The organism is Pedobacter sp. N23S346, assembly GCF_048515415.1.
Lineage (GTDB): Bacteria > Bacteroidota > Bacteroidia > Sphingobacteriales > Sphingobacteriaceae > Pedobacter.
Map to the genome: position 1 here is coordinate 744,489 of NZ_JBLYEE010000001.1, position 22,323 is coordinate 766,811.

Genomic DNA, 22,323 nt, shown 5'->3' on the forward strand with positions numbered 1-22,323 from the left:
TTATTGTGATATTTCGCCTTGAAACCAGCAACAGCCAGTTATTGTCATCCCTGGTTTTAGTTTAGAAAGGTGTAAATTTTCATTATTAACAAACATATCAACAGAAAAGAAATCTTCATCTTCGTTTTGATTAATTAGTTTTACCTTCAATATATAACCCTCATTATTTTTAAGTGGATTACAAGATTTAAAATTTAGTAATGTTCCTATAAAATCATAGTAAGAATTACTTTCAAAATCTTTAGATGGTAAATAACCAGTGAAATCATTATTTAATTCTTTGGGACCTGAACTTGTGTCGTATTCTTCTACGATAAGCGCAAATGCAGATAATTTAATATTTACATTTGGGCTGGCTTTATAAAGATTTTTATTAATGGCATAGTCAGTTGCATAAAAACCAATGCCGAATGTTTCACGTCCTCCACCATCAATTTCTGCTTGCTCAGAATTGCCATGAGACCATTCTGTAATATTTTTTGTTCTAAAAGGGATTACATAATTAGTTTCAAGATAGGGGAAAGAAGAAACTAGATTTTCATTTGATAATATGATTCTGATTTTTATTAGAAAACTATTGCCCCCTGCTTCAGTAAGGCTCACTTCCTTAATCTTCACAGCTTGATTTACAAGTTTTGACGGTTGTCCAAGACAAACAGCCATTATTTGCTGAATTAATTGTTTCCCACTATTTTGTTGCATTGTGCCAAACCCTAATAGTGCTCCAAAGTGATCCCCATGTCCACCATCTAAAGTATGTAAATTAACATTTATATCTGGATGAGGCATAAGTGTACTCTGTGCATTTTGCGTTTTGTTAAGTTTTTCAGTATAGATATCGTTAATTGACTTTTTATGATGTAAAGAATCAATTTGGCTATTGGTTTTTTCGGCGAAATACTTTTCATTCATTTGACTAGCTCTTATCATAACTGATTTAGCTATTGCTTCTGTTGCGCCTCGTGCTTTTAGATCGGAAATGATTTCAGCTTTAGATTTATTTTGAAGGAATAAATCTAAAGCCTTCTGTAGTAATTTGCCAGGATTAGTTTCTTGATGACTTTCTGCACTTTTTCTAAAAAAATTAAATAGTCCCATGTCATATCTAAGTTTAAATTATGAAATAAATCTACTAATTTAAATCTGATGCATTTCAATTTCTTATTAAATATAAATGTGTACTAACTTAATATTTCAATGTTTTTCTTATAGTTAAAATTTATATCTTTGAAAAAATAAATCAATTTTCACTATATGACTTTAGTTCAGTTAGAATACATCGTTGCGGTTGATACTTATAGGAGTTTTGTTACTGCCGCAGATAAGTGTTTTGTGACACAACCTACACTGAGTATGCAGGTGCAAAAACTAGAAGAACTACTTAGTGTGAAAATTTTTGATCGGAGCAAACAGCCAGTTTTTCCAACAGAAATTGGCTCTCAGGTAATTGCGCAGGCCAGGGTAATTTTGCAAGAAAGTGGGAAGGTGAAAGAACTGATTAGTAGTCAGCAGCAGGATGTTTTAGGGGAACTTAAAATAGGGGTGATCCCAACTGTAGCGCCATATTTATTACCTGAAGTAATTTCAGCTATGCTGGAAAAGTATCCAGATCTTAAACTTATGATTTGGGAATATACCACGGAAGACATTATTCATCACCTTAAAACCGGGGTGTTAGATTGCGGCATTTTGGCGACTCCATTAACTGATGCCAACATTTCAGAAACGCCGCTTTATTATGAAAATTTCGTGAGCTACATTAGTAAAAACAGTAAGCTCTACAAAAAGAAAGCGGTAGATGCAGAAGATCTTAATGAAGAAAATATCTGGCTCCTGAATGAAGGACATTGCATGCGCAACCAGGTGTTGAACATTTGTCGCTCTACCAAAAACAACAGACTACAGGGTTTAGAATACAATACTGGAAGTGTAGAAACACTTATTAGAATGGTTGATTTGAATGGCGGCGCAACACTCTTGCCAGAATTGGCTATCGCGGAGTTAAGTGCCAAACAAACCGGGAAAATACGTCATTTCAAATCACCGGAACCGGTGAGAGAAATCAGTTTAGTTACGCACAAAAACTTCATCAAAAAGAGAATGTTAAATGCCCTTAAAGATGAGATTTTAGAAATTATTCCTAAAGCCATGAAGCAGAAGAAAAAGAAGGATATTGTTGGGATTTAATATTCAGTGCTGTTAAGGATATTTGTGTGTTGCGAATATTGTAGAAGAATCTATATAGCGGGGCTTCTTAGTAGGAAAGATTGCTTCGTCGTACCTCCTCGCAATGACGATTTTGCTAGAAGAATCGTCTTCCTGAACTTGATTCAGGATCTTATCTAAATAGGTGCTGAACTAAATTCAGCATGACGATTCGTTTAGTGTATCCCCACGAAAAAATCGTCATTGCGAAACCAATTTTTCATTGGATGAAGCAATGTATCTAGAAGGGATCCTCGATCGCAATAACAATACTTCTTGTTAGAATTATTGTTTTTGTGGCTCAATTGGAGGTGCGGAAAGCAAGCCTTTAATGTCGCCTTCTACTTCTTCCTCTTCGCCTTTTTTCTTTTTCTTATTTTTGTTTTTAGCTTTACCGCTCAAACGTTCCTCGATCACTTTATCATATTCGTTTTGTTGCTCGCCTTTTAATACGTTACGAATATTTTTAGAGGTTTCATTTTGTAGCTTATAGAATTTATCTACATCATCTTCGCGAGAATTTCCAGTTTGTTGTCTTTTAACCAAATCTGCCTGTTCTTTAGCCTGATTAAAGGTGAAACGATAGATTACACTTTTTTGGGTGTCGTTAAGTTTTAGTCTTTTGTTTAAATCCTCCACATTTTTTTTAGCGATTTCATCTGGTGTTGGGACCTTGTTTTGTTGCGCATTCACTACACCACTTATTCCAGCTAAAATTAAAAGTAAAAATATAACCCTCTTCATTTCGAATATTTTAATTGTTGTAAAGTTAGGTAATTATCTTAAAACACGAAAGTCCCGATTTACGTCGGGACTTTCGTGTTTACTATTTCGTGTTTTGCTTACAATGCTTTTTTATAAAGCTCTGCAACAGCATCCCAGTTAACAGCATTCCAGATGGCAGCTAAGTAATCCGGACGTTTGTTTTGATACTTTAAGTAATATGCATGCTCCCATACGTCAATACCAAAGATAGGTGTACCTTTTACTTCGGCAACATCCATTAAAGGGTTATCCTGGTTTGGAGTAGAGGAAACCTGAAGTTTTTTATCTGCACCAACAGATAACCAAGCCCATCCCGATCCAAAACGAGTTGCACCAGCTTCCTGTAATTTAGTTTTTAATTCAGCAAAAGAACCGAAAGTTTCGTTAATTGCTTTAGCTAAATCGCCAGTTGGCTCACCACCTTTATTTGGACCTAAAACGTTCCAGAACAAAGAGTGATTATAATGACCACCACCATTGTTTCTAACAGCAGCAGGATATTTAGAAATGTTTTTAACAATTTCTTCGATGCTTAGATTCGCTTCTGGTTTACCTTCAACAGCTTTGTTCAAGTTGGTTACATAAGCCTGGTGATGTTTATCATGGTGGATTTCCATGGTAGTTTTATCAATATGCGGTTCTAATGCGTCTGTAGCGTAATGTAACGCTGGTAATTCAAAAGCCATAGTTTTTATGTTTTAAATTTAAAAATGTTTGTTGAGCAAATATAACATTCGTAGATTAAGATTTGTTCATGTTATTATCATCAAATGGTATTTTGGTTCTTAACATCGAGTAGACTTGCTTATTCAAATCAAGAGACTGGATAAAGAAATTCAAAACCATAAGTTAGATATAGGCGTTATTTTTATTGAAAACATTAAGGAATTAAGGATCATTAAGGTGTTTAGCATTTAGTCTTGGTACTAACTACTCAATCCTAATAGGCATCAGTCTTTGCTTCTTGCTTTAGCGCCTGGTCTTGATACCTGATACTAACTACTCGATACTAATAAGCATCAGTCTTTACTTCTTGCTTTAGCGCCTGGTCTTGATACCTGATACTCGCTACTAATTACTACTCCCTCATCTCCTCTTCTCAAAAAAACTTTTCATTAACAATCCACATTCATCAGCCATTACGCCACCTTTTAAAATGGTTTTTGGGTGTAGTAGATTTGCTCCTTTAGAAATAAAACCTCGCTTTTCTTCCCTCGCCCCATAAACAATTCTGCTGATTTGGGTCCAATAACTGGCTCCGGCGCACATTACGCAAGGTTCTATGGTTACATATAAAGTGCAGTCTTTTAAGTATTTGCCGCCAATGGTTTGCGATGCTGAAGTAAAAGCTTGCATTTCGGCGTGTGCAGTAACGTCATTAAAGCGTTCGGTTAAATTATAGCCACGACCAATAATCCGGTTTTTGCTCACCACAATAGCGCCGATTGGAATTTCATCTTCAGTTAAAGCTTTTTTAGCCTCTTCCAAAGCCAGCTTCATATAATGGATATCTTCTTCCTCGGGATTCGTTTCCCCGAAATTGTAAAAACTCATGGCGCAAATATAGGGAATCTTTAATGCTCACTTCAATTGATTTGGAGCACAATGGCAGTGCCAATTGGGAGGGTTCGGTCCTGCTTTCCATTATAGTCCCGATTAGAAAAAAATCGGGAGCTGCCATTCCAATCAGGTCTAGGAAAAAAATGCTGTGTACAGCAGCTACAACGCCAGCCTAAACCAACTTACTTCCATTTGGAACTCTCCTTTCCACAGCCGATAATACAATATCACCATTTTCGTCGGCGAAGCCGGTTACTAAGAACTCGGACATAAATTTACCAATTTGTTTCTTTGGAAAATTAATCACACCAATAATTTGTTTGCCAATCAATTCTGGCAAGGTATAATGTTTCGTTATTTGGGCACTGCTGGTTTTAATTCCAAATTCGCCAAAGTCGACACGTAGTTTATAAGCGGGGCGTCTGGCTTCCGGAAATTCGAAAGCTTCTACGATGGTTCCGATTCTGAGTTCAACCTTTTCAAAATCATCCCAGGATATTTGTTGCATCATATTTATTTTTATTGCGCCTAAAGTAATTAATTATCAATCAATACTAACTTCGCTAAGGTTATAATTAACCTTTTCAACTCAAATAAGTCAATTACAAGTTTCATATTTAAGTCGCTTATTTCATAAAAAAGAATTAATAAAGTTAAAAAATTTGCGATTAAGAATTTTACAATTAACTTTATGCAACCGTTTGCATAACCAAGTATTAAAAATCAATTATAACGAATGTATTTATTAGGTATTGATGTTGGCACATCATCTATAAAGGTTGCAGTAGTAGAGATAGATACACAACAATGTATTGCAACAGCTCAATATCCGGATCAGGAAACAGAAATAAAAGCCGTAAAAAATGGTTGGGCAGAACAGTCACCGGCAGAATGGTGGAACAATGTACAACAGGCAATTTTAAAGCTCAACGCGGCTAAGGGTTTTGATCCAAAGGAAATCAAAGCGATAGGAATCGCTTATCAGATGCACGGTTTAGTGGTGGTAGATCAGTCACAAAATGTTTTAAGAGACAGCATTATCTGGTGCGATAGTCGTGCTGTAGCATTGGGCGAAGGCGCTTTTAAAGCCATCGGTCATGAAAAATCGCTTTCGCATTTATTAAATTCTCCTGGAAATTTTACTGCATCAAAGCTGGCCTGGGTAAAAGAAAACGAGCCGGAAATTTATCAACAAATTGATAAGATCATGTTGCCGGGCGATTTTATCGCTATGAAATTAACAGGGAACATTACAACGAGCATCCCGGCTTTATCTGAAGGTATATTCTGGGACTTTAAAAACGATGAAATTTCCAGCGATTTAATGCAATATTATGGATTCGATGAAAAATTGATTCCAGAAGTTAAGCCATTATTCTCATCACACGGAACATTAACTAATGAAATTGCAGGTTTACTCGGCCTAACAGCTGGTATTCCGGTTTCTTACAAATCTGGAGATCAACCTAATAATGCTTTATCTCTGAATGTGTTTAAGCCTGGAGAAGTTGCCGCGACTGCCGGTACTTCTGGTGTAATTTACGGCGTAAGTGATGAATTGACATACGATCAGCAATCACGCGTAAATACCTTTGCTCATGTAACCTATACCAAAGAAAAGAAACATACTGGTGTATTGCTATGCATCAACGGCACAGGAAGCATGTACCGTTGGGCCAAACATAATTTCGCACCAAATGCTACTTATCCGGCATTAAATAAACTTTCTGCAACATCACCTATTGGAAGTAAAGGGCTTAAAGTATTGCCTTTTGGTAATGGTGCAGAAAGAATGCTGAACAATAAATTTACTGGCGGACAATTAATCGGTATCGATTTAAATCTCCATCAGCAGGCAGATATTTTTCGCGCTGTGCAGGAAGGAATTGCTTTTTCTTTCAGGTATGGTTTGGATATCCTCAGGGAAAATGGTATGCAGCCAAAAGTAATCCGCGCGGGTAGGGCAAATCTATTTTTGAGCGATGTATTTGCACAAACATTCGTTGATGTAACCGGCATTCCTGTAGAATTATATGAAAATGATGGAAGCGTTGGCGCAGCTTTAGGCGCCGGAATTGGTGCCGGAATTTTCAAAAATGCAGAAGATGCCTTTACCCAACACAGGGCAATAAAAACCTTAAGTCCTCAAAATTCGGAAGAATATGAGTCGATTTATCAGGAATGGAAAGAAATTTTAATCAAATTATTATAAACAGAACCGCAAAATAAGAGTACAATGAAAAACATAGTAACAGGAGAAAAAGAATTTTTTAAAGGCATAAATCAGGTTAAATTTGAAGGCCTGGAAAGTGATAATCCATTAGCTTTCAGGTGGTATGATGCCGATAGGGTAGTAGCCGGAAAAACAATGAACGAGCATTTCAAATTTGCTTGTGCATACTGGCATTCATTTAACGGAAACGGTGCAGATCCTTTTGGCGGTGCAACACATGTTTTTCCATGGGATGAAAAGAAAGATGCCATCGAAAGGGCAAAGGATAAAATGGATGCTGCATTTGAGTTCATTACCAAAATGCAATTGCCTTACTATTGTTTTCATGATGTAGATGTGGTTGATTATGGAAACAACGTTGCTGAAAATGAAAACAGGCTCCAAACTTTGGTAGAATATGCCAAGCAAAAGCAAGCAGATAGCGGGGTGAAATTACTTTGGGGAACAGCCAATTTATTCAGTCATGCACGTTACATGAATGGTGCTTCTACCAATCCAGACTTTAAAGTTTTAGCACATGGTGCGGCACAAGTGCAGGCTGCGTTAGATGCTACCATCGCTTTAGGTGGTGAAAACTATGTGTTCTGGGGTGGAAGAGAAGGCTATATGAGCTTGCTAAATACCAACATGAAACGCGAGCAGGAGCATTTGGCGCAATTCTTACATACGGCAAAAGACTATGCCCGCAAACAAGGATTTAAAGGTACTTTCTTTATCGAACCTAAACCTTGTGAGCCCTCTAAACATCAATACGATTACGATGCAGCTACCGTGAAAGGCTTTTTGCAACAATATGATTTATTAAATGATTTCAAATTAAACTTGGAAGTAAACCACGCTACTTTAGCTGGTCACACCTTCCAACATGAATTGCAGGTTGCGGTGGATAATGGTTTATTAGGATCAATTGATGCCAATCGTGGTGATTACCAAAATGGCTGGGATACCGATCAGTTTCCTAATGATATTAATGAATTAACAGAATCAATGTTAATTATTTTAGAAGGCGGTGGTCTTCAGGGTGGTGGTGTAAATTTCGATGCTAAAATCCGTAGAAACTCTACCGATCCAAAAGATTTGTTTTACGCACACGTTGGTGGGATGGATATTTTCGCCCGTGCATTAATTACTGCTGATGCGATTCTTCAAAAATCTGATTATAAAAAAGTAAGAACAGCGCGTTACGACTCTTTTGATAGCGGTAAAGGTGCTGAATTTGAACAGGGAAAGCTTACTTTAGAAGATTTGAGAAATTATGCTGCAGAAATTGGAGAGCCGGAAGTGAGAAGTGGCAGACAGGAATATCTTGAAAATCTGATCAACAGATACATCTAAATCGAATATTTTAGTAAGATCATAAATTAATAAGCGTCTTTTTAACGTTTTTGTTTAAAAAAATGTGAATATTGATTTATGATTTTACTACATTTAGATTTCTAAACCAAATAACCTTTTATCATTCAATGAAACAAAACTTACTGGACACGAAGGATTACATTGTATTTGCAATCTACTTCGTTATTGTAGCAGCCTACGGCCTTTACATCTACAATAAGAAAAAATCTGCATCCACGGGCTCAAAAGATTACTTTCTAGCTGAAGGATCACTAACCTGGTGGGCAATTGGCGCATCATTAATCGCTTCAAACATTTCTGCAGAGCAGTTTATTGGAATGAGTGGATCCGGCTTTAAAATGGGACTTGCCATTGCTACTTACGAATGGATGGGTGGACTTACGCTCGTAATCGTTGCTGTATTCTTTATTCCTGTATACCTTAAGAATAAAATCGCAACCATGCCTCAGTTCTTGCATCAGCGGTATAACGGTACGGTAGCGATGATTATGGCCGTGTTCTGGTTGTTGTTATATGTGGTGGTTAACTTAACCTCTATTTTGTATTTAGGTGCATTGGCGGTAAGCAGTATCTCGGGTTTTGATTTAACTTTCTGTATGTATGCTATTGCTGCATTTGCCATTTTAATTACACTTGGTGGAATGAAAGTAATCGGTTATACTGACGTGATCCAGGTATTTTTCTTAATTCTGGGTGGTTTAGCTACAACTTATCTTGCGTTAAACCTGGTATCTACACACTACGGTACATCAGGTGTTTTGGAAGGTTATAGTTTGATGACTTCAAAAGCTTCGGAACATTTCCAAATGATATTAAAACCCGACAACGAAAATTACATCGATTTGCCAGGTTTAAGCGTGCTTATTGGTGGTATGTGGATTGTGAACCTAAACTATTGGGGCTGTAATCAATACATCACTCAGCGTGCTTTGGGAGCCGATTTAAAAACAGCTCGTGGTGGATTACTTTTCGCAGCATTCTTAAAATTATTAATGCCGATTATTGTGGTGCTTCCTGGTATCGCGGCTTACGTATTGTATAAAGATGGTGCTTTCCAATCCGAAATGATGCAGGATGGTTCTGTAAATCCAGATCGTGCTTATCCGGTATTGTTAAACTTATTACCCGCCGGATTAAAAGGATTATCATTCGCGGCGTTAACAGCTGCGGTGGTGGCTTCATTGGCTGGTAAGGCAAATAGTATCGCTACTATCTTTACTTTAGATATTTATAAAAAGGTTTTAAAAACAGATGCTTCTGAAAAAGACCTGGTTTTCACTGGTAAAATTGCTGTTGTAGTGGCCATGGTTTTAGGTGTTTTAATTGCACCTCACTTAGGAATCGATAAAAAAGGTGGTTTCCAATACATTCAGGAATATACTGGTTTCGTTTCTCCAGGTATTTTCGCCATGTTTATCTTAGGCTTCTTCTGGAAAAGATCTACCTCAAATGCGGCATTGTTTGCCACCATTGGCGGTTTCGGATTATCGCTTTTATTAAAATTCTTACCTGGAATGATGGATCTTTCTTTCTTATCAGAAATAGGTTTCTCAGTTAAAACTGCAGCCGGTATCTATGAAATTCCTTTCTTGGATAGAATGGGAATTGTATTTGTATTCTGTATTTTAGGAATGGTATTGATCAGCTTAACTGAAAATAGAAAAGGCGTGGCAAATCCAAAAGGACTTGAAATTGATGCGAGCATGTTTAAGACCACACCTGGTTTTGCAGTTGGTGCCTTAATCATTGTTGGTTTATTAGTTGCACTTTACGGTATTTACTGGTAGTAGATATTACGCTTATAAAAAGAAGGCCGAATCAGCAAATGATTCGGCCTTCTTTTTATAAACTAAGTTAGTCTGGATTTATAATCCAGGCTCATCTTGCTGAGGATTTATAATCCTCTATATCTGATATCATTATAGAGTTGAACATAAGCCTTATACCATAAAACAAACTTGATTAACAAACTCGTTGAGGGTGGATTAGAAATCCACAGTTATAAAAGTCCGGAAATTTTTTCCGGACTAACAAATGTTAGTCTGGATTTATAATCTAGGCTCGTCTTCCTGAGGATTTTTAATCTTCAAAGCTTATACCTGATATAATTATAGGTTTGAACATTAGCTTAGTGCCGTAAAACCAAGCTAGATTAATAAACTCGTTGAGGGTGGATTATAAATCCACAGGTATAAAAGTCTGGAAAGAATTTCCAGACTAACGAATGAAAGTTATTCGATTATTGTGCACACGGCCCATCGGGGATTTCCTTGCTGATTTTTAAAACCTTAGTTACCACTAATGTCGAATCGAAATCTGCTGAAACTGCTGAGGTATCAGATTTCGCAAAGTAACCTTCCAGCTCAACATAAACAGGTTCGTATGGTTTTTCGAAGTTAAGGTTGCTGTAAGAAAGCTCGAGGTTTTTAACGCTGTCGGCAACCCAATATTCACGTCCGTCATTGCACGTGGTAAATGATTTCATTTCGGGGCCAAAACTATATAATCCTTTCACGATTTTAACATCACTCTCTTCTACCCCGGCTTTTTCCTTTCTATTACAAGCTGTCACCGCCAATCCGAGGATCACAACAAATACAAATGCTTGTTTAACTAACTTCATCCCTTATATTGTTTGATTAATTTGGTCTATCTTTTTAACACTTAAATTTGATGACAAAGCTGATGCCAAAAACGAGAAAAAGCCAACGGTTACGAAGACTAAAACATAGTCTTTCCATTTAAGTCCGATTGGATAAGATTCCATTAATAGATTCGCTTCGCCCATTTTAATAATGCCGTAATTGTGCTGAATAAAATAGAAAATCAACCCAATTATAAGCCCCAATATGCAGCCCGACATGGTAATCATCATTCCTTCGAATAAAAAGATGCGTTTAATCAGTTTTTTGCTTGCGCCCAGGCTACTTAGGATTGCAATGTCTTTTACTTTATCGATCACCAGCATGGTTAAAGAACCAATAATATTGAAAATAGCAATGATTAAAATAAAGGTGAGGATGATATAAACAGCCCACTTCTCTGTGTTTAGAATATGGTAAAGCGAACGGTTTTGTTCTGCCCGGTTTCGCACTTCAAAGCCTTCACCAAGATTTGTAGCAACTTCTTCTTTAAAGCGATCTACATCGGTTCCAGGTTGCAGGTTTATTTCTATTGTTGATACATTTTTTTCTTCTCCAAGCAGTTCTCTTGCAAAGGCAAGGGGAACAATAATTCCATTATCAAACTCTTGCTGCACTTCAAATACACCGTTCACTCTGATGCTTTTATTAACAAAATCTTCCGTTGGGTTTAACGTATTAACTGCAATCGTTTTCTTAGGAGAAAAGATTTCCATTTCTGTAAATGGATCAAGCGTGTTTACAGCAAGCTGACTTTGCAAGGCAGAGCCGATTACTGCAGTGAAACCATTTTTATCCTGTAAAGTAAAATGCCCTTCTCTGATTGAGCTATCTAGCTTACTGTTTTTCAAATAAGCTAAACTTACCCCTTTTACCATACCTACTGCCTGTTTCTGGTTATATTTAAGCAACGCGTTTTCTTGCAGTACTTCTGTATAAGAAAATACGGCTTTGTTTTTCTGAAGTGAGGAAAAGTAGGTGGTATTAGGATCGAATGTTTTCCCCTTTGCTGGTACAATAACCAGTTCTGGAGTCATCGTATCAAACAGGCCAAGTACCACCGTTTCCAGTCCGTTAAATACCGAAAGAATAATAATCAACGCCGCGCTGCCAACCATTACCCCAACCATAGATATGCCAGATATCAGGTTAATGGCATTGGTAGACTTTTTTGCAAACAAATAACGTTTTGCGATATATAGGGGCGTATTCACGTTAACAAAGATAGGTAAAATGGTAACTGTAAGATGGAAAATGTTGGATGGATTAAACCATCATCCCTCTTCCATTAAAAAAAAGGATTATTTTGTTTTTCATAACCAATAGTTGTTGTTGGACCATGGCCGGGATAGACTGTTGTTTCATCAGGTAGAACGAATAGACGCTGTGAAATGTTTTGAATTAATTGCTGATGATTTCCACCAGGAAGATCTGTTCGGCCGATGCTCCCTTGAAACAATACATCACCGCCCATCAAGATATGATCTGCTTTGCTGTAAAAGCATAAATGAGCGGGAGAGTGACCAGGTGCAAAAATGATTGAAAGCGAACTATTTCCAAAGGTGATGGTATCGGCTTCTGTTAAATAGGTATCCGGGAGGGGAGAAATCTGGTATTGGGTAAAACCCATCGATGGAGCATAACCAGGAACCGCATTTAAAACAACAAGTTCGCCTTCATGAAACTGTGGTTTTAAGCTGTAAGTATCGAATACAAACTTATTGCCGAAAACATGGTCAAGGTGACAGTGCGTATTGAGCAATAATACTGGTTTAAGATCATTTTCCCTGATGAAAGAAACCAGCTCATTTTGTTCGTAGCCTTCATACATTCCCGGATCTATAATTATACATTCTTTTGTTTCATCAAATAAAATGTATGTATTCTCACTATAGGCATTAAATGTTAAGGTTTTTACGGTAATCATAATGTTATTGGTTTGTCCACCTAAAGGTAGAGATTAAGGTATCGATGTCTTTTTTAATAAAATTGATAACCGGGGCAATCGAATCATATTGAGGGCGCTCATTAAAATATAGGGCGCCTCTGAAATAATGTTTGGTACTATCAGTTAAGAAGAACTGGACAGAGGAGGCGGTGTTCCCCTCTATCGCATAATAAATGCCGTATACTTTCTTTTCAGGATAATAGATTACCTTCTGATCGATTGCACTGGCTTTTATGGTATGTTTAAAGGCCAGTTTCCTGGCGTCTTCAACCATGTTTTCGTATTCTCCTTTGCCCGAAACATCGTAGTAAGTTAAATGCAAATACCCATTAAACTGCTTAAAGTGCAGGTTGTACCAGTTCTTTTGAGCATCCCGACTTAGGTCTTTCTCCAGCGTAGCGTAAGTTGGGTAATCAAAACTGAAAGGTACTGGTGCTAAAATGGGCTGGTAAGCCTTTTTTGGAAACTCAATCCGATAATAAGCCTTCGGTTTGGGGCTGTAATCATTATCCTGACAAGCCGAAAAAGATAGAATCAGAACAATTTGAAAAAGGATGATGGATTTTAACTTCATTGTTCTTTATAAATCTTGATTATCGTTTTCGTCTCTACGCAGAAATAAGTTATTTATTCCATATTGCCCAGGCCTTTTCTGCCTGTTGATGCAACATTTCTAAGCCATTTTTAATAACAGCTCCGTGCGCTGCAGCTTTTAAAAGGAAGGCTGTTTCCAGCGGATTGTAAACTAAATCGTAAGCCAAATGCTGGTCTCCGATTTGTGAATAATCTATTTCAGGAAAAGTATCTACATTCGGCGACATGCCCAATGGCGTAGTATTGATCAGTAATTTATGGCTGGCTAAAATATCTGGCGTTACTTTCGAATACAAAATTGCGTTTTCTGTTGCTTTGCGAACCACCACCTGGTATTCGATACCCAGTTTTTCCAATACATATTTAACGGCCTTGGCTGCTCCGCCATCACCAAAAACCAATGCTTTAGTGTGTTGCGGCTGTAATAGCGGACTTAAAGATTTCTCGAAACCATAAGCATCCGTATTAAAACCCTTTAAATAAGTTTCACCTTGAAACCGCTTCACACAAATGCAATTTACTGCACCTATTTTTTCTGCAGCTTCATCGATTTCATTTAAGAATGGTAAAATACTTACTTTATGCGGAATGGTTACATTCAAACCGCAAATCGATTCATTATTGCTTAATAAATCAGGAAGGGATTTGATGTGTTCAATAGGATAAAGTTCATACTGATGGTTAACGATGCCTTCATTTAGGAATTTCTCTGTAAAATACTTTTTAGAAAAAGAATGAGATAGCGGAAATCCGATTAAGCCGTAAGTTTTCATAGGTGTATTTACGTCAATGCGAAGCACAAAGCAATCTGGATCAATCAAAAGATTCAGATTGCTTTGTGCCTCGCAAGGTCAATGTCTATTTTATTTCGTCTGATTCAGGAAGTAGTCGAAAGTATCGCCTCTTAATCCTAAACGGATGGTTTCTAAAGGAATTACTTCTGCCGGGGCAATGTTGCCGAGGTTTACATTTGTTCCGATTAGTTTAATAAACCAAACTTGTTGTTCTTTCTGTGGAGCCTCCCAAATAATGGTTTCTTCCGGAATTTGGGTTAAGATTTCGTCAACCAAACCTTCACGAACCTCGCCACTACCACGGTAAATACCTACATTTCCACCTTCACGTGCCTCAGCAATTACTTTCCATGCACCAGCTTCAATTTCTGCTTTCATTAATTTGATCCATTTATATGGTGCAAATATTTTAGCGGCATCTTTACTGCCTACTTCAGAAATTACGGTAACCTGTTTAGCCAATTCGGTAATGTAACCACATTTCAAATCGTGCTCAATCTCGATAGAACCATCTGATACTTCAGCGTATTCCATGCCATATTGGTCTAAAATGCGTTGATAATCCGAAAACTGATCACGGATGATGAAGGCTTCGAATAATGTTCCTCCAAAATAGGTAGGAATACCGGCACTTTTATATAAGGCTAATTTTTCTTTAAGGTTTGGCGTAACGTGAGATGTAGCCCAACCTAATTTTACGATATCTGTATGTAGGCCGGCAACTTCAATAAAATCTTCCACCTGGCGCAGGCTTAATCCTTTATCCATAACCATTGTAAGGCCTTTCTGGCGAGGTTTAGCAGGACGTTCAGGAACGTTTAATAATGGGTAATTCATATGCGTACAAAAGTGAAAAAAATTTTGAGAATTATTTGTTAAATTTTTCTCAAAAGGCAGTTAGCGAATATAACGGTTAATAACGTTGATAATGGCACTGTTATCCTGCAATTGCGGTAAATATTCAAACAAAATATAATGCTTATCAGGATCAGTGGTTAATGCAGTTTCGAGAAAGCCCAGCGCATCTGCATAATTTCCCAATGCAAACAGGTAAGCCACCATGCGGTAATAAAGTTCTGCAGCTTCAGGATTATTTTTTATGGCTTCGGCCATTGTTTCTGATGCTTCTAATAATTTCCCTTGCTCGTACAACACGGTACTGAAATCCAGCCAGGCCTCAATATCTAAAGGATTGTATTCTAAAACCTTTTCATAAGCCGTAATAGATTCCTCGATCTGGCCAAGTTTGTAATAGGCATCGGCCATGGCAAACCAGAAATCTGGATTTTCAGCTTCTAAATCAATTGCTTTCTTATAAAAGTGCAAGGATTCAAAATAACGTTCCTCATGGTTTAGTGTTACACCAATTCCGAACCAGGCATCTGCCATTTTCGGATCCATTTTTACCGATTTCTTATAGTACGAACGGGCTTCGTCCATTTTTTCTAACTTTTCGTAGCACTCACCAATTGCGCAGTATGTATCTGCATTAGGTTGTTCATATTCGAAAGTTTGTTTATAAACGTCGATGGCTTCATCGTACTTATCCAGTTGCACCAGGGCATTACCTTTATTAAAATAAGCCGAACTAAAATCTTCTTTGATTAAAATGGCATAATCATATGCATCGATCGCTTTTTCGAAAAGATTAAGCTTATGAAAACTATTACCCAAATTATACCAGGCTGCATAAGAATAAGGATCAGTATCGATGTATTGCTGGTAAAATTTGATGCTTTCTTCCTGCTTGTCTAACACATCGTAACAGAAAGCCAATTCATAAAGACCATCCTGATTTTCCATGTTTTGTTCTAAACTGAGCTTAATATAGGTAATGGCGCTTTCGTAATCGCTCATGCTTTGATACACATAAGCCATTTGCAAAAGTATCTCATCAGTGCTTTCGGCCAAACCTAAAGCCTTTTCATAATTTTCTAAAGCTTCACTAAAGCGTTCGGTATTTTGAAAAATATTACCGCGTAACAAATAAATATCTGGTTCGGACGGTTCCAGTAATTCGGCTTTTTGCAAGGCAAGAAAAGCTTTGTCGTGATCGTTTGTGAGAATATAAAGATGTGCCTGTTTGATTAAAAATACGGTTGCATAAGGGTGTTGATTAACTGCGTAATCTACCACTTGCAAAGCCTTTACCGGATCATTTTTTTCAATGTAAAAATCTACAATATACTCAAAGGCGCCTGCATCGAAAAAGTATTGATCTTGATTGCGGATCATCTCTTCATAGCGTTCTACCGAACGTTGCGCGTCTTCGTTGGATTCAAAAAAGAATTCTTCTTCCATATACAATTAAATTAAAGAACCGTGCCAATTGGCAGAAAAATACAATATAAGTTTACCAATTTAAATTATTCGGTTTAGAAATAATTATTAACATCGATTGTGTAAAACGATGTAAACGGCTGAAAATAAAGCTTATTGTTGTGATTATGATGTGTGGATAATCGATAGATTTTTTCAACATCGCGGTTCCTTTTCCCTTCTTTTACAAAAATAGGATAAATATATGGGAGTAAGGTAATACAGGAGTCAGGAAAAAAGAAGTGCTGATCAGCCGGTTTTGTATAATTTCGCTTGTAAACTATTAGTCTAATGTAGTCATAATCTAGAAGCTGATCCGTCATCAGATGAATATAGCTACTGTGCTAGGTATTCATCTGATGACGGATAAAAGCCTTCTATGATCTATTCCTTTCCTAAATCAGCGGCTGCTTTTTTAAACAGTTCGGCTTGTTTATTCAGGTTTGTTTTTGCTTCTCCGTTTGCTGATGAAGCCTGCGTTGATTTACCTTGTGCAGTTGCTTCATAAGCAGAAGTAAGTTGTTTGTTTAAATAAGATTGTAATTTTAATCTTTCAATGGCATCTTTAATATTTTTCAGTCCTTTTTCGGTTACGCTTGGGTTGGTGTTGGCCCGGAGGTATTGAAAATACTGACCAATTACGGCGAAAACGTCATTCCGGTTGCCTTTTGTGGCGATATTAGCATAAAAATCCTGGTGTTCATCTTTCGGATCGTTGATATAAAGCGTTGCGATTGATGGCGCAATGTGATCTTTTGTATCCTGATCTAAAGTAGATAAGGCTGTTAAACTTTCCTGAGGAGCAAGTTTCGCCAATCCACTTATCCCAGCCGCGGTTACGCGATAAGACTTGTCTTTCGTACTGGCTACCATCAACTCTTTATAGCTTTGATCGCCTGTTTCTGCCAGTTTGGATATCGCTGCTGATCTTACTTCCGTATCTGAATCTGTTTTTGCCAATTGTAATAAAATAGGAAGTGCGGCTGCTTTGATTTGTGCATCTTCCAGGTTTAATCCATCGATACTTAAAGCACGTAAATCTCCTGAAGGATCTTTCAAACCTGCCAATAAAATCTGTTGACCGCTCTTTGCCTTGCTCTGCATAATGAACTGTATTGCTTCAATCCTGTTGGCATAAGTTGGTGCATTTTTGTATTGGAAATAATAGTTCTCTGCAACTTTATTGTCGTTCAACTCACCTACAATGATTTTATCAACATCAAAATCAATTAAGTCGGGTTTAGTGCTTACCTCAAAAGAAAAAGTTTGTTCGCGGTTATTGATGACTATTTCTTTGCTGATTTTCTTTCCGCCAGCATAAATATCAATTTTAATAGGTAAGGTGAATATTTGCACAGCAGAATCCTGCGTTTGTTTCACTTTAATGGTTGCTTTTCCACCAGCATATCCATAATCAACTGCTAAAATCGGGTGACCGCCATTGTAATACCATTGGTTAAAGTAAGGGCTCCAATCTTTACCCGTTACCTCTTCCATTGCGAGCCTCAACTGGTGGGTTTCGCCATTTTTGAATGCATTGGTGGTTAAGTATTTATTCAGCGATTTGTAGAAAGCATCATCGCCCATTTGATTTTTCAGTGCATACAAAATTACTGATCCTTTGGCATAACTTACATTATCGAACATGTCTTCCTTATCTGCATAATGAAAACGGGCCAGAACAGGACTTTCGCCATTTTTGGTAGAACTGATGTAAGATTGTAGTTTCTCATAACGGGATCTATCTTCAGCATCTTTTCCGGCATCATGTCCATGCCAGATCACTTCGCCAAAGGTGGCGAAGGATTCGTTCATGGTTAAGTTAGACCATGATTCTGCCGTTACATAGTCACCAAACCATTGGTGGAAAAGCTCATGTGCAATGGTTCCTTCTTCGTTACCATCCAACAGTTCGCGATCATTTTTCTGGATTTGTTCACCATGTAAAGTTGCTGTAGTGTTTTCCATTGCGCCAGATACATAATCTCTGGCCACTACCTGTGCATATTTGTTCCAGGGGTAATCTAATCCTAAAGTTTCACTGTAAAACTTCATCATTTCTGGTGTTTTACCAAAAATCTGTTTTGCGTAAGGTGCAAATTTCGGTTCTAAATAATAGTTTACCTCTTTGCCTTTGTAGGTATCTTTAGTGATTTTGAAATCGCCAATGGCCATCATAAACAGGTAGGGCGAATGTGGTAAATCCATTTTCCAGGTATCTGTTCTGGTACCATCTGCATTTGGTTTCTGGCTGATCAGTTTACCGTTAGAGAGAGTTGTATATTTCGATTTAACCGTCATCGAAATTTCCTGTGTAGTTTTTTGATCAGGTTTATCTATAGTTGGAAACCAGGCTGATGAAGATTCGGTTTCACCCTGAGTCCAGATTTGGGTTGGTTTATCTTTATCAGTTCCATCTGGATTAATAAAATACAAACCTTTCGCATCCGTAATGGCGGCGCTACCCTTTACCTTTAATTCATCCGGCTTTGCCGTGTAAGCAATGTAAACCGTATACTTTTCGGCGTTGGTGTATTTTTTGTTTAAGGTGATGAATAACTTATTGTCTTTGTACACATATTTTAAAGGGGTATTTCCTTTTGTGCCAACCAAAGCAATAGTTTTAATATCCATCCCCTGAGCATCCAGCGTTAAGGAATCGGTAGGGTAAAAGTGAGGCTTCAGGGTTACCCATTCTTTACCATTTAAGTAGCGCTTTGCATAGTCGAAAGATACATCGAGCTTGGTATGAACCAAATCATTCACCTTAGTGGGTGTAACCCGGTAAACAGTTAAGCTTGCAGGTTTTTCTTCGGGTTTTTCCTGAGCTGAAACATGGCCAGCCAGAAAAAGGGAAAGTAACAGGGCGCTGGAAGTGATAAATTTTTTATTCATTTTCATGATTATATAAGTCAGTGATCTTTAAAACAACGATCTAAATTATTGTGATAAAGTAAAGGCCCAAATGTACCCGCTTTCTCTTAATTTTTTGTTTTTTTGTGTAAATCGTTTAGCTATATGAATACAGATATTCAATCCATTTTGGATCAATTGGGTGTAAAAGCCAATAATTCTGCTTTTAGTACAGGAAGTAATTGGGGCGGGGATGCAAACGCTGAATCGCTGGAAAGTTTTTCTCCGGTTGATGGAAAATTAATTGCTTCTACAAAGGTGGCTACTACTGAAAATTATCATCATGTTGTAGAAACCGCCCAGGCGGCCTTTGCAGATTGGCGAACTGTTCCGGCACCTAAACGTGGCGACATTGTGCGTCAGTTTGGCGATGCTTTACGGGCAAATAAAGATGCCTTAGGAACACTGGTTTCTTATGAAATGGGAAAAAGCCTGCAAGAGGGTTTTGGGGAGGTACAGGAAATGATCGATATCTGCGATTTTGCAGTGGGATTATCCCGCCAGTTATATGGTTTAACGATGCATAGCGAACGTCCGAATCACCGCATGTATGAGCAATGGCATCCATTAGGAATAGTGGGTATTATTTCGGCATTTAATTTTCCGGTTGCGGTTTGGAGCTGGAATGCTGCTTTAGCTTTGGTTTGTGGTAATGTTTGCATCTGGAAACCATCTGAAAAAACACCTTTAACGGCTGTTGCTTGTCAACATATTATAGCGAAGGTTTTCAAAGAGAATGATGTTGCAGAAGGTGTTTGTAGCCTGATTTTAGGTGACAGGACGGTGGGAGAAGTGATGACGAATGATGTTCGTGTGCCCTTGATTTCTGCAACTGGTTCTACCAGGATGGGTAAAGAAGTTGCAGCAACGGTGGGCGCCCGCCTGGGTAAAACATTGCTGGAATTGGGTGGCAATAACGCCATTATTATTTCTGAACATGCTGATTTAGATATGAGTTTAATCGGTGCGGTTTTCGGTGCTGTTGGTACGGCTGGTCAGCGATGTACTTCAACAAGAAGGCTGATTATTCAGGAAAGTGTTTACGATGCCTTTAAAGAAAAGTTAGTAAAAGCCTATGATCAATTGCGAATTGGCGATCCGCTTGATCAAAATAACCATGTTGGTCCGCTGATTGATCAGGATGCGGTTTCAGCATATTTAGATTCCATTCAAAAATGTAAAACAGAAGGTGGAAATTTTATTGTGGAAGGTGGCGTGTTAACGGGTGATCATTACAGTAGCGGATGTTATGTAAAGCCTTGCATTGCAGAGGTGAAAAATGATTTCAAGATTGTGCAGCATGAAACTTTTGCGCCGATTTTATACCTGATTAAATATAAAACTCTAGAAGAGGCGATTGCCCTGCAGAATGGTGTTCCACAAGGTTTATCATCGGCAATTATGACTTTAAATTTAAGAGAGGCAGAATTATTTCTCTCAACCAAAGGTTCTGATTGTGGCATTGCAAATGTAAATATTGGTACATCTGGTGCGGAAATTGGCGGTGCATTTGGTGGTGAAAAGGAAACCGGTGGCGGCAGAGAAAGTGGGTCTGATGCCTGGAGAGCTTACATGCGGAGACAAACCAATACCATTAATTATTCGAATACTTTGCCATTGGCCCAGGGGATAAAGTTTGATTTGTAAGGGGGATGGCAGTGGTACTATAACTCAATCGTCATGCTGAATTTAGTTCAGCACCTTATTTAGATAAGATCCTGAAACAAGTTCACTGTTGTCCGGTTAAAGTTTAAACGATCCATTAAATCCTTTAAATCAAGCTAAAAAAGCTGTTTTTATCTCATTTTTAAAAGGTAAGCCCATTGTTTTATAGGTTTCCTAAAAATCTTGCACTAATTCGGCTGTCCGGTAAAAAACTATCATTTTCAGAGGTTTTAATATTTTAAACCGCTCATAGCTTCTATATCCTGCAAAATATTCTTTTGGTTAAGGAATATTGCAGCCATTTGTGATTAGGCTGTCCGGTAAAAATTTGTTCAAAAAGTTTTACCGGACAACAGTGAAACAAGTTCAGGAGGACGGTTCTTCGTAGGGGAGATTCTTCGCGCCTGCAAAGCTCGAAAAGTCGTCTTTGCGAGGAGGAACGACGAAGCAATCTCTATTGCAGAATACTTGATTGAGATTGCTTCAGCAGATGAAGAATCTGCTTCGCAAAGACGGATCTTCGCCAGGACGGTTTTCCGCAAAGGCGATTTTCGATTGAATGCATTATCGCCGAATCGTCATGCTGAATTCATTTCAGCACCTTATTTAGATAAGATTCTGAAACAAGTTCAGGAGGACGGTTCTTCCTAGAGGAGATTCTTCGCGCCTGCAAAGCTCGAAAAGTCGTCTTTGCGAGGAGGCACGACGAAGCAATCTATTTCGTAGACTCTTCGATGGAGATTGCTTCAGCAGATGAAGGATCGGCTTCTCAAAGACGGCTCTTCGCGAGTACGGTTTTCCGCAAAGGCGATTTTCGATTGAATGCATTATTGCCGAATCGTCATGCTGAATTTAGTTCAGCACCTTATTTAGATAAGATCCTGAAACAAGTGCACTGTTGTCCGGTAAAACTTTTTGAACAAATTTTTACCGGACAGCCTAATCACAAATGGCTGCAATATTCCTTAACCAAAAGAATATTTTGCAGGATATGGAAGCTATGAGCGGTTTAAAATATTAAAACCTCTGAAAATGATAGTTTTTTACCGGACAGCCGAATTAGTGCAAGATTTTTAGGAAACCTATAAAACAATGGGCTTACCTTTTAAAAATGAGATAAAAACAGCTTTTTTAGCTTGATTTAAAGGATTTAATGGATCGTTTAAACTTTAACCGGACAACAGTGAAACAAGTGCAGGAGGAAGGTTCTTCGTAGAGTAGATTCTTCGCGCCTACAAAGCTCGAAATGTCGTCTTTGCGAGGAGGCACGACGAAGCAATCTCTATTGCAGAATACTTGATTGAGATTGCTTCAGCAGATGAAGGATCG

General features: G+C 37.9%; 18 protein-coding genes. 5 read left to right on the forward strand and 13 right to left on the reverse strand.

The features are described from left to right. Nucleotides 1-1,098, reverse strand: a complete 1,098-nt coding sequence (locus tag ACN1CD_RS03220; RefSeq protein WP_419128805.1) for a hypothetical protein — start codon at nucleotides 1,096-1,098, stop codon at nucleotides 1-3. A 156-nt stretch (nucleotides 1,099-1,254) separates the two neighbouring features. Here ACN1CD_RS03220 and ACN1CD_RS03225 point away from each other — a divergent pair, with 156 nt between their 5' ends. Next, the gene (locus tag ACN1CD_RS03225) at nucleotides 1,255-2,187 is read left to right on the forward strand and encodes a LysR substrate-binding domain-containing protein (protein WP_419128806.1); all 933 of its coding nucleotides are present in this window, start codon (nucleotides 1,255-1,257) and stop codon (nucleotides 2,185-2,187) included. A gap of 303 nt (nucleotides 2,188-2,490) precedes the next feature. On the opposite strand, the gene ACN1CD_RS03230 is transcribed toward ACN1CD_RS03225, so the two are convergent. From ACN1CD_RS03230 to ACN1CD_RS03245, 4 genes are all read right to left on the reverse strand, one after another. Then, the gene (locus tag ACN1CD_RS03230) at nucleotides 2,491-2,949 is read right to left on the reverse strand and encodes a hypothetical protein (protein ID WP_419128807.1); all 459 of its coding nucleotides are present in this window, start codon (nucleotides 2,947-2,949) and stop codon (nucleotides 2,491-2,493) included. Between the two features lie 98 nt (nucleotides 2,950-3,047). Further along, entirely contained in the window at nucleotides 3,048-3,656 is a 609-nt protein-coding gene (locus tag ACN1CD_RS03235; RefSeq protein ID WP_154279497.1) for a superoxide dismutase, read from the reverse strand. A 400-nt stretch (nucleotides 3,657-4,056) separates the two neighbouring features. Next, nucleotides 4,057-4,524, reverse strand: coding sequence for a nucleoside deaminase (locus ACN1CD_RS03240; protein ID WP_419128808.1), 468 nt, complete (start codon nucleotides 4,522-4,524; stop codon nucleotides 4,057-4,059). Nucleotides 4,525-4,702: 178 nt separating this feature from the next. Then, on the reverse strand, nucleotides 4,703-5,038 hold the full coding sequence (locus ACN1CD_RS03245; RefSeq protein ID WP_419128962.1) for a tRNA-binding protein: 336 nt from the start codon (nucleotides 5,036-5,038) through the stop codon (nucleotides 4,703-4,705). A 228-nt stretch (nucleotides 5,039-5,266) separates the two neighbouring features. Here ACN1CD_RS03245 and ACN1CD_RS03250 point away from each other — a divergent pair, with 228 nt between their 5' ends. From ACN1CD_RS03250 to ACN1CD_RS03260, 3 genes are all read left to right on the forward strand, one after another. Continuing rightward, nucleotides 5,267-6,742, forward strand: coding sequence for a xylulokinase (locus ACN1CD_RS03250; RefSeq protein ID WP_419128809.1), 1,476 nt, complete (start codon nucleotides 5,267-5,269; stop codon nucleotides 6,740-6,742). Between the two features lie 24 nt (nucleotides 6,743-6,766). Then, a complete protein-coding gene (gene xylA / locus ACN1CD_RS03255; RefSeq protein WP_419128810.1) occupies nucleotides 6,767-8,098 on the forward strand; it encodes a xylose isomerase in 1,332 nt (443 codons plus the stop codon). 128 nt (nucleotides 8,099-8,226) lie between these two features. Further along, nucleotides 8,227-9,906: a sodium/sugar symporter gene (locus ACN1CD_RS03260; protein WP_419128811.1), complete on the forward strand. Its 1,680-nt coding sequence runs from the start codon at nucleotides 8,227-8,229 to the stop codon at nucleotides 9,904-9,906. Nucleotides 9,907-10,358: 452 nt separating this feature from the next. Here ACN1CD_RS03260 and ACN1CD_RS03265 read toward each other — a convergent pair whose 3' ends face one another. From ACN1CD_RS03265 to ACN1CD_RS03300, 8 genes are all read right to left on the reverse strand, one after another. Continuing rightward, nucleotides 10,359-10,742 (reverse strand): hypothetical protein, encoded by a 384-nt coding sequence (locus ACN1CD_RS03265; protein WP_419128812.1) that lies wholly within the window; start codon nucleotides 10,740-10,742, stop codon nucleotides 10,359-10,361. A 3-nt stretch (nucleotides 10,743-10,745) separates the two neighbouring features. After that, nucleotides 10,746-11,975 carry an ABC transporter permease gene (locus ACN1CD_RS03270; protein ID WP_419128813.1) on the reverse strand — a complete coding sequence of 410 codons (1,230 nt, stop codon included), beginning with the start codon at nucleotides 11,973-11,975 and terminating at the stop codon, nucleotides 10,746-10,748. 74 nt (nucleotides 11,976-12,049) lie between these two features. After that, nucleotides 12,050-12,688, reverse strand: a complete 639-nt coding sequence (locus ACN1CD_RS03275) for an MBL fold metallo-hydrolase (RefSeq protein WP_419128814.1) — start codon at nucleotides 12,686-12,688, stop codon at nucleotides 12,050-12,052. A gap of 4 nt (nucleotides 12,689-12,692) precedes the next feature. Further along, a complete protein-coding gene (locus tag ACN1CD_RS03280; RefSeq protein ID WP_419128815.1) occupies nucleotides 12,693-13,283 on the reverse strand; it encodes a gliding motility lipoprotein GldD in 591 nt (196 codons plus the stop codon). 49 nt (nucleotides 13,284-13,332) lie between these two features. Beyond that, nucleotides 13,333-14,076 (reverse strand): shikimate dehydrogenase family protein, encoded by a 744-nt coding sequence (locus ACN1CD_RS03285; protein ID WP_419128816.1) that lies wholly within the window; start codon nucleotides 14,074-14,076, stop codon nucleotides 13,333-13,335. 90 nt (nucleotides 14,077-14,166) lie between these two features. Next, nucleotides 14,167-14,934 carry a phosphosulfolactate synthase gene (locus tag ACN1CD_RS03290; RefSeq protein WP_419128817.1) on the reverse strand — a complete coding sequence of 256 codons (768 nt, stop codon included), beginning with the start codon at nucleotides 14,932-14,934 and terminating at the stop codon, nucleotides 14,167-14,169. A 60-nt stretch (nucleotides 14,935-14,994) separates the two neighbouring features. Continuing rightward, entirely contained in the window at nucleotides 14,995-16,398 is a 1,404-nt protein-coding gene (locus ACN1CD_RS03295; protein ID WP_419128818.1) for a tetratricopeptide repeat protein, read from the reverse strand. Nucleotides 16,399-16,800: 402 nt separating this feature from the next. Further along, nucleotides 16,801-19,311 carry a M1 family aminopeptidase gene (locus ACN1CD_RS03300; RefSeq protein ID WP_419128819.1) on the reverse strand — a complete coding sequence of 837 codons (2,511 nt, stop codon included), beginning with the start codon at nucleotides 19,309-19,311 and terminating at the stop codon, nucleotides 16,801-16,803. 123 nt (nucleotides 19,312-19,434) lie between these two features. Between ACN1CD_RS03300 and ACN1CD_RS03305 the strand changes: the two genes are divergently transcribed. After that, nucleotides 19,435-20,976, forward strand: a complete 1,542-nt coding sequence (locus tag ACN1CD_RS03305; protein ID WP_419128820.1) for an aldehyde dehydrogenase family protein — start codon at nucleotides 19,435-19,437, stop codon at nucleotides 20,974-20,976. Nucleotides 20,977-22,323 lie beyond the last annotated feature (1,347 nt).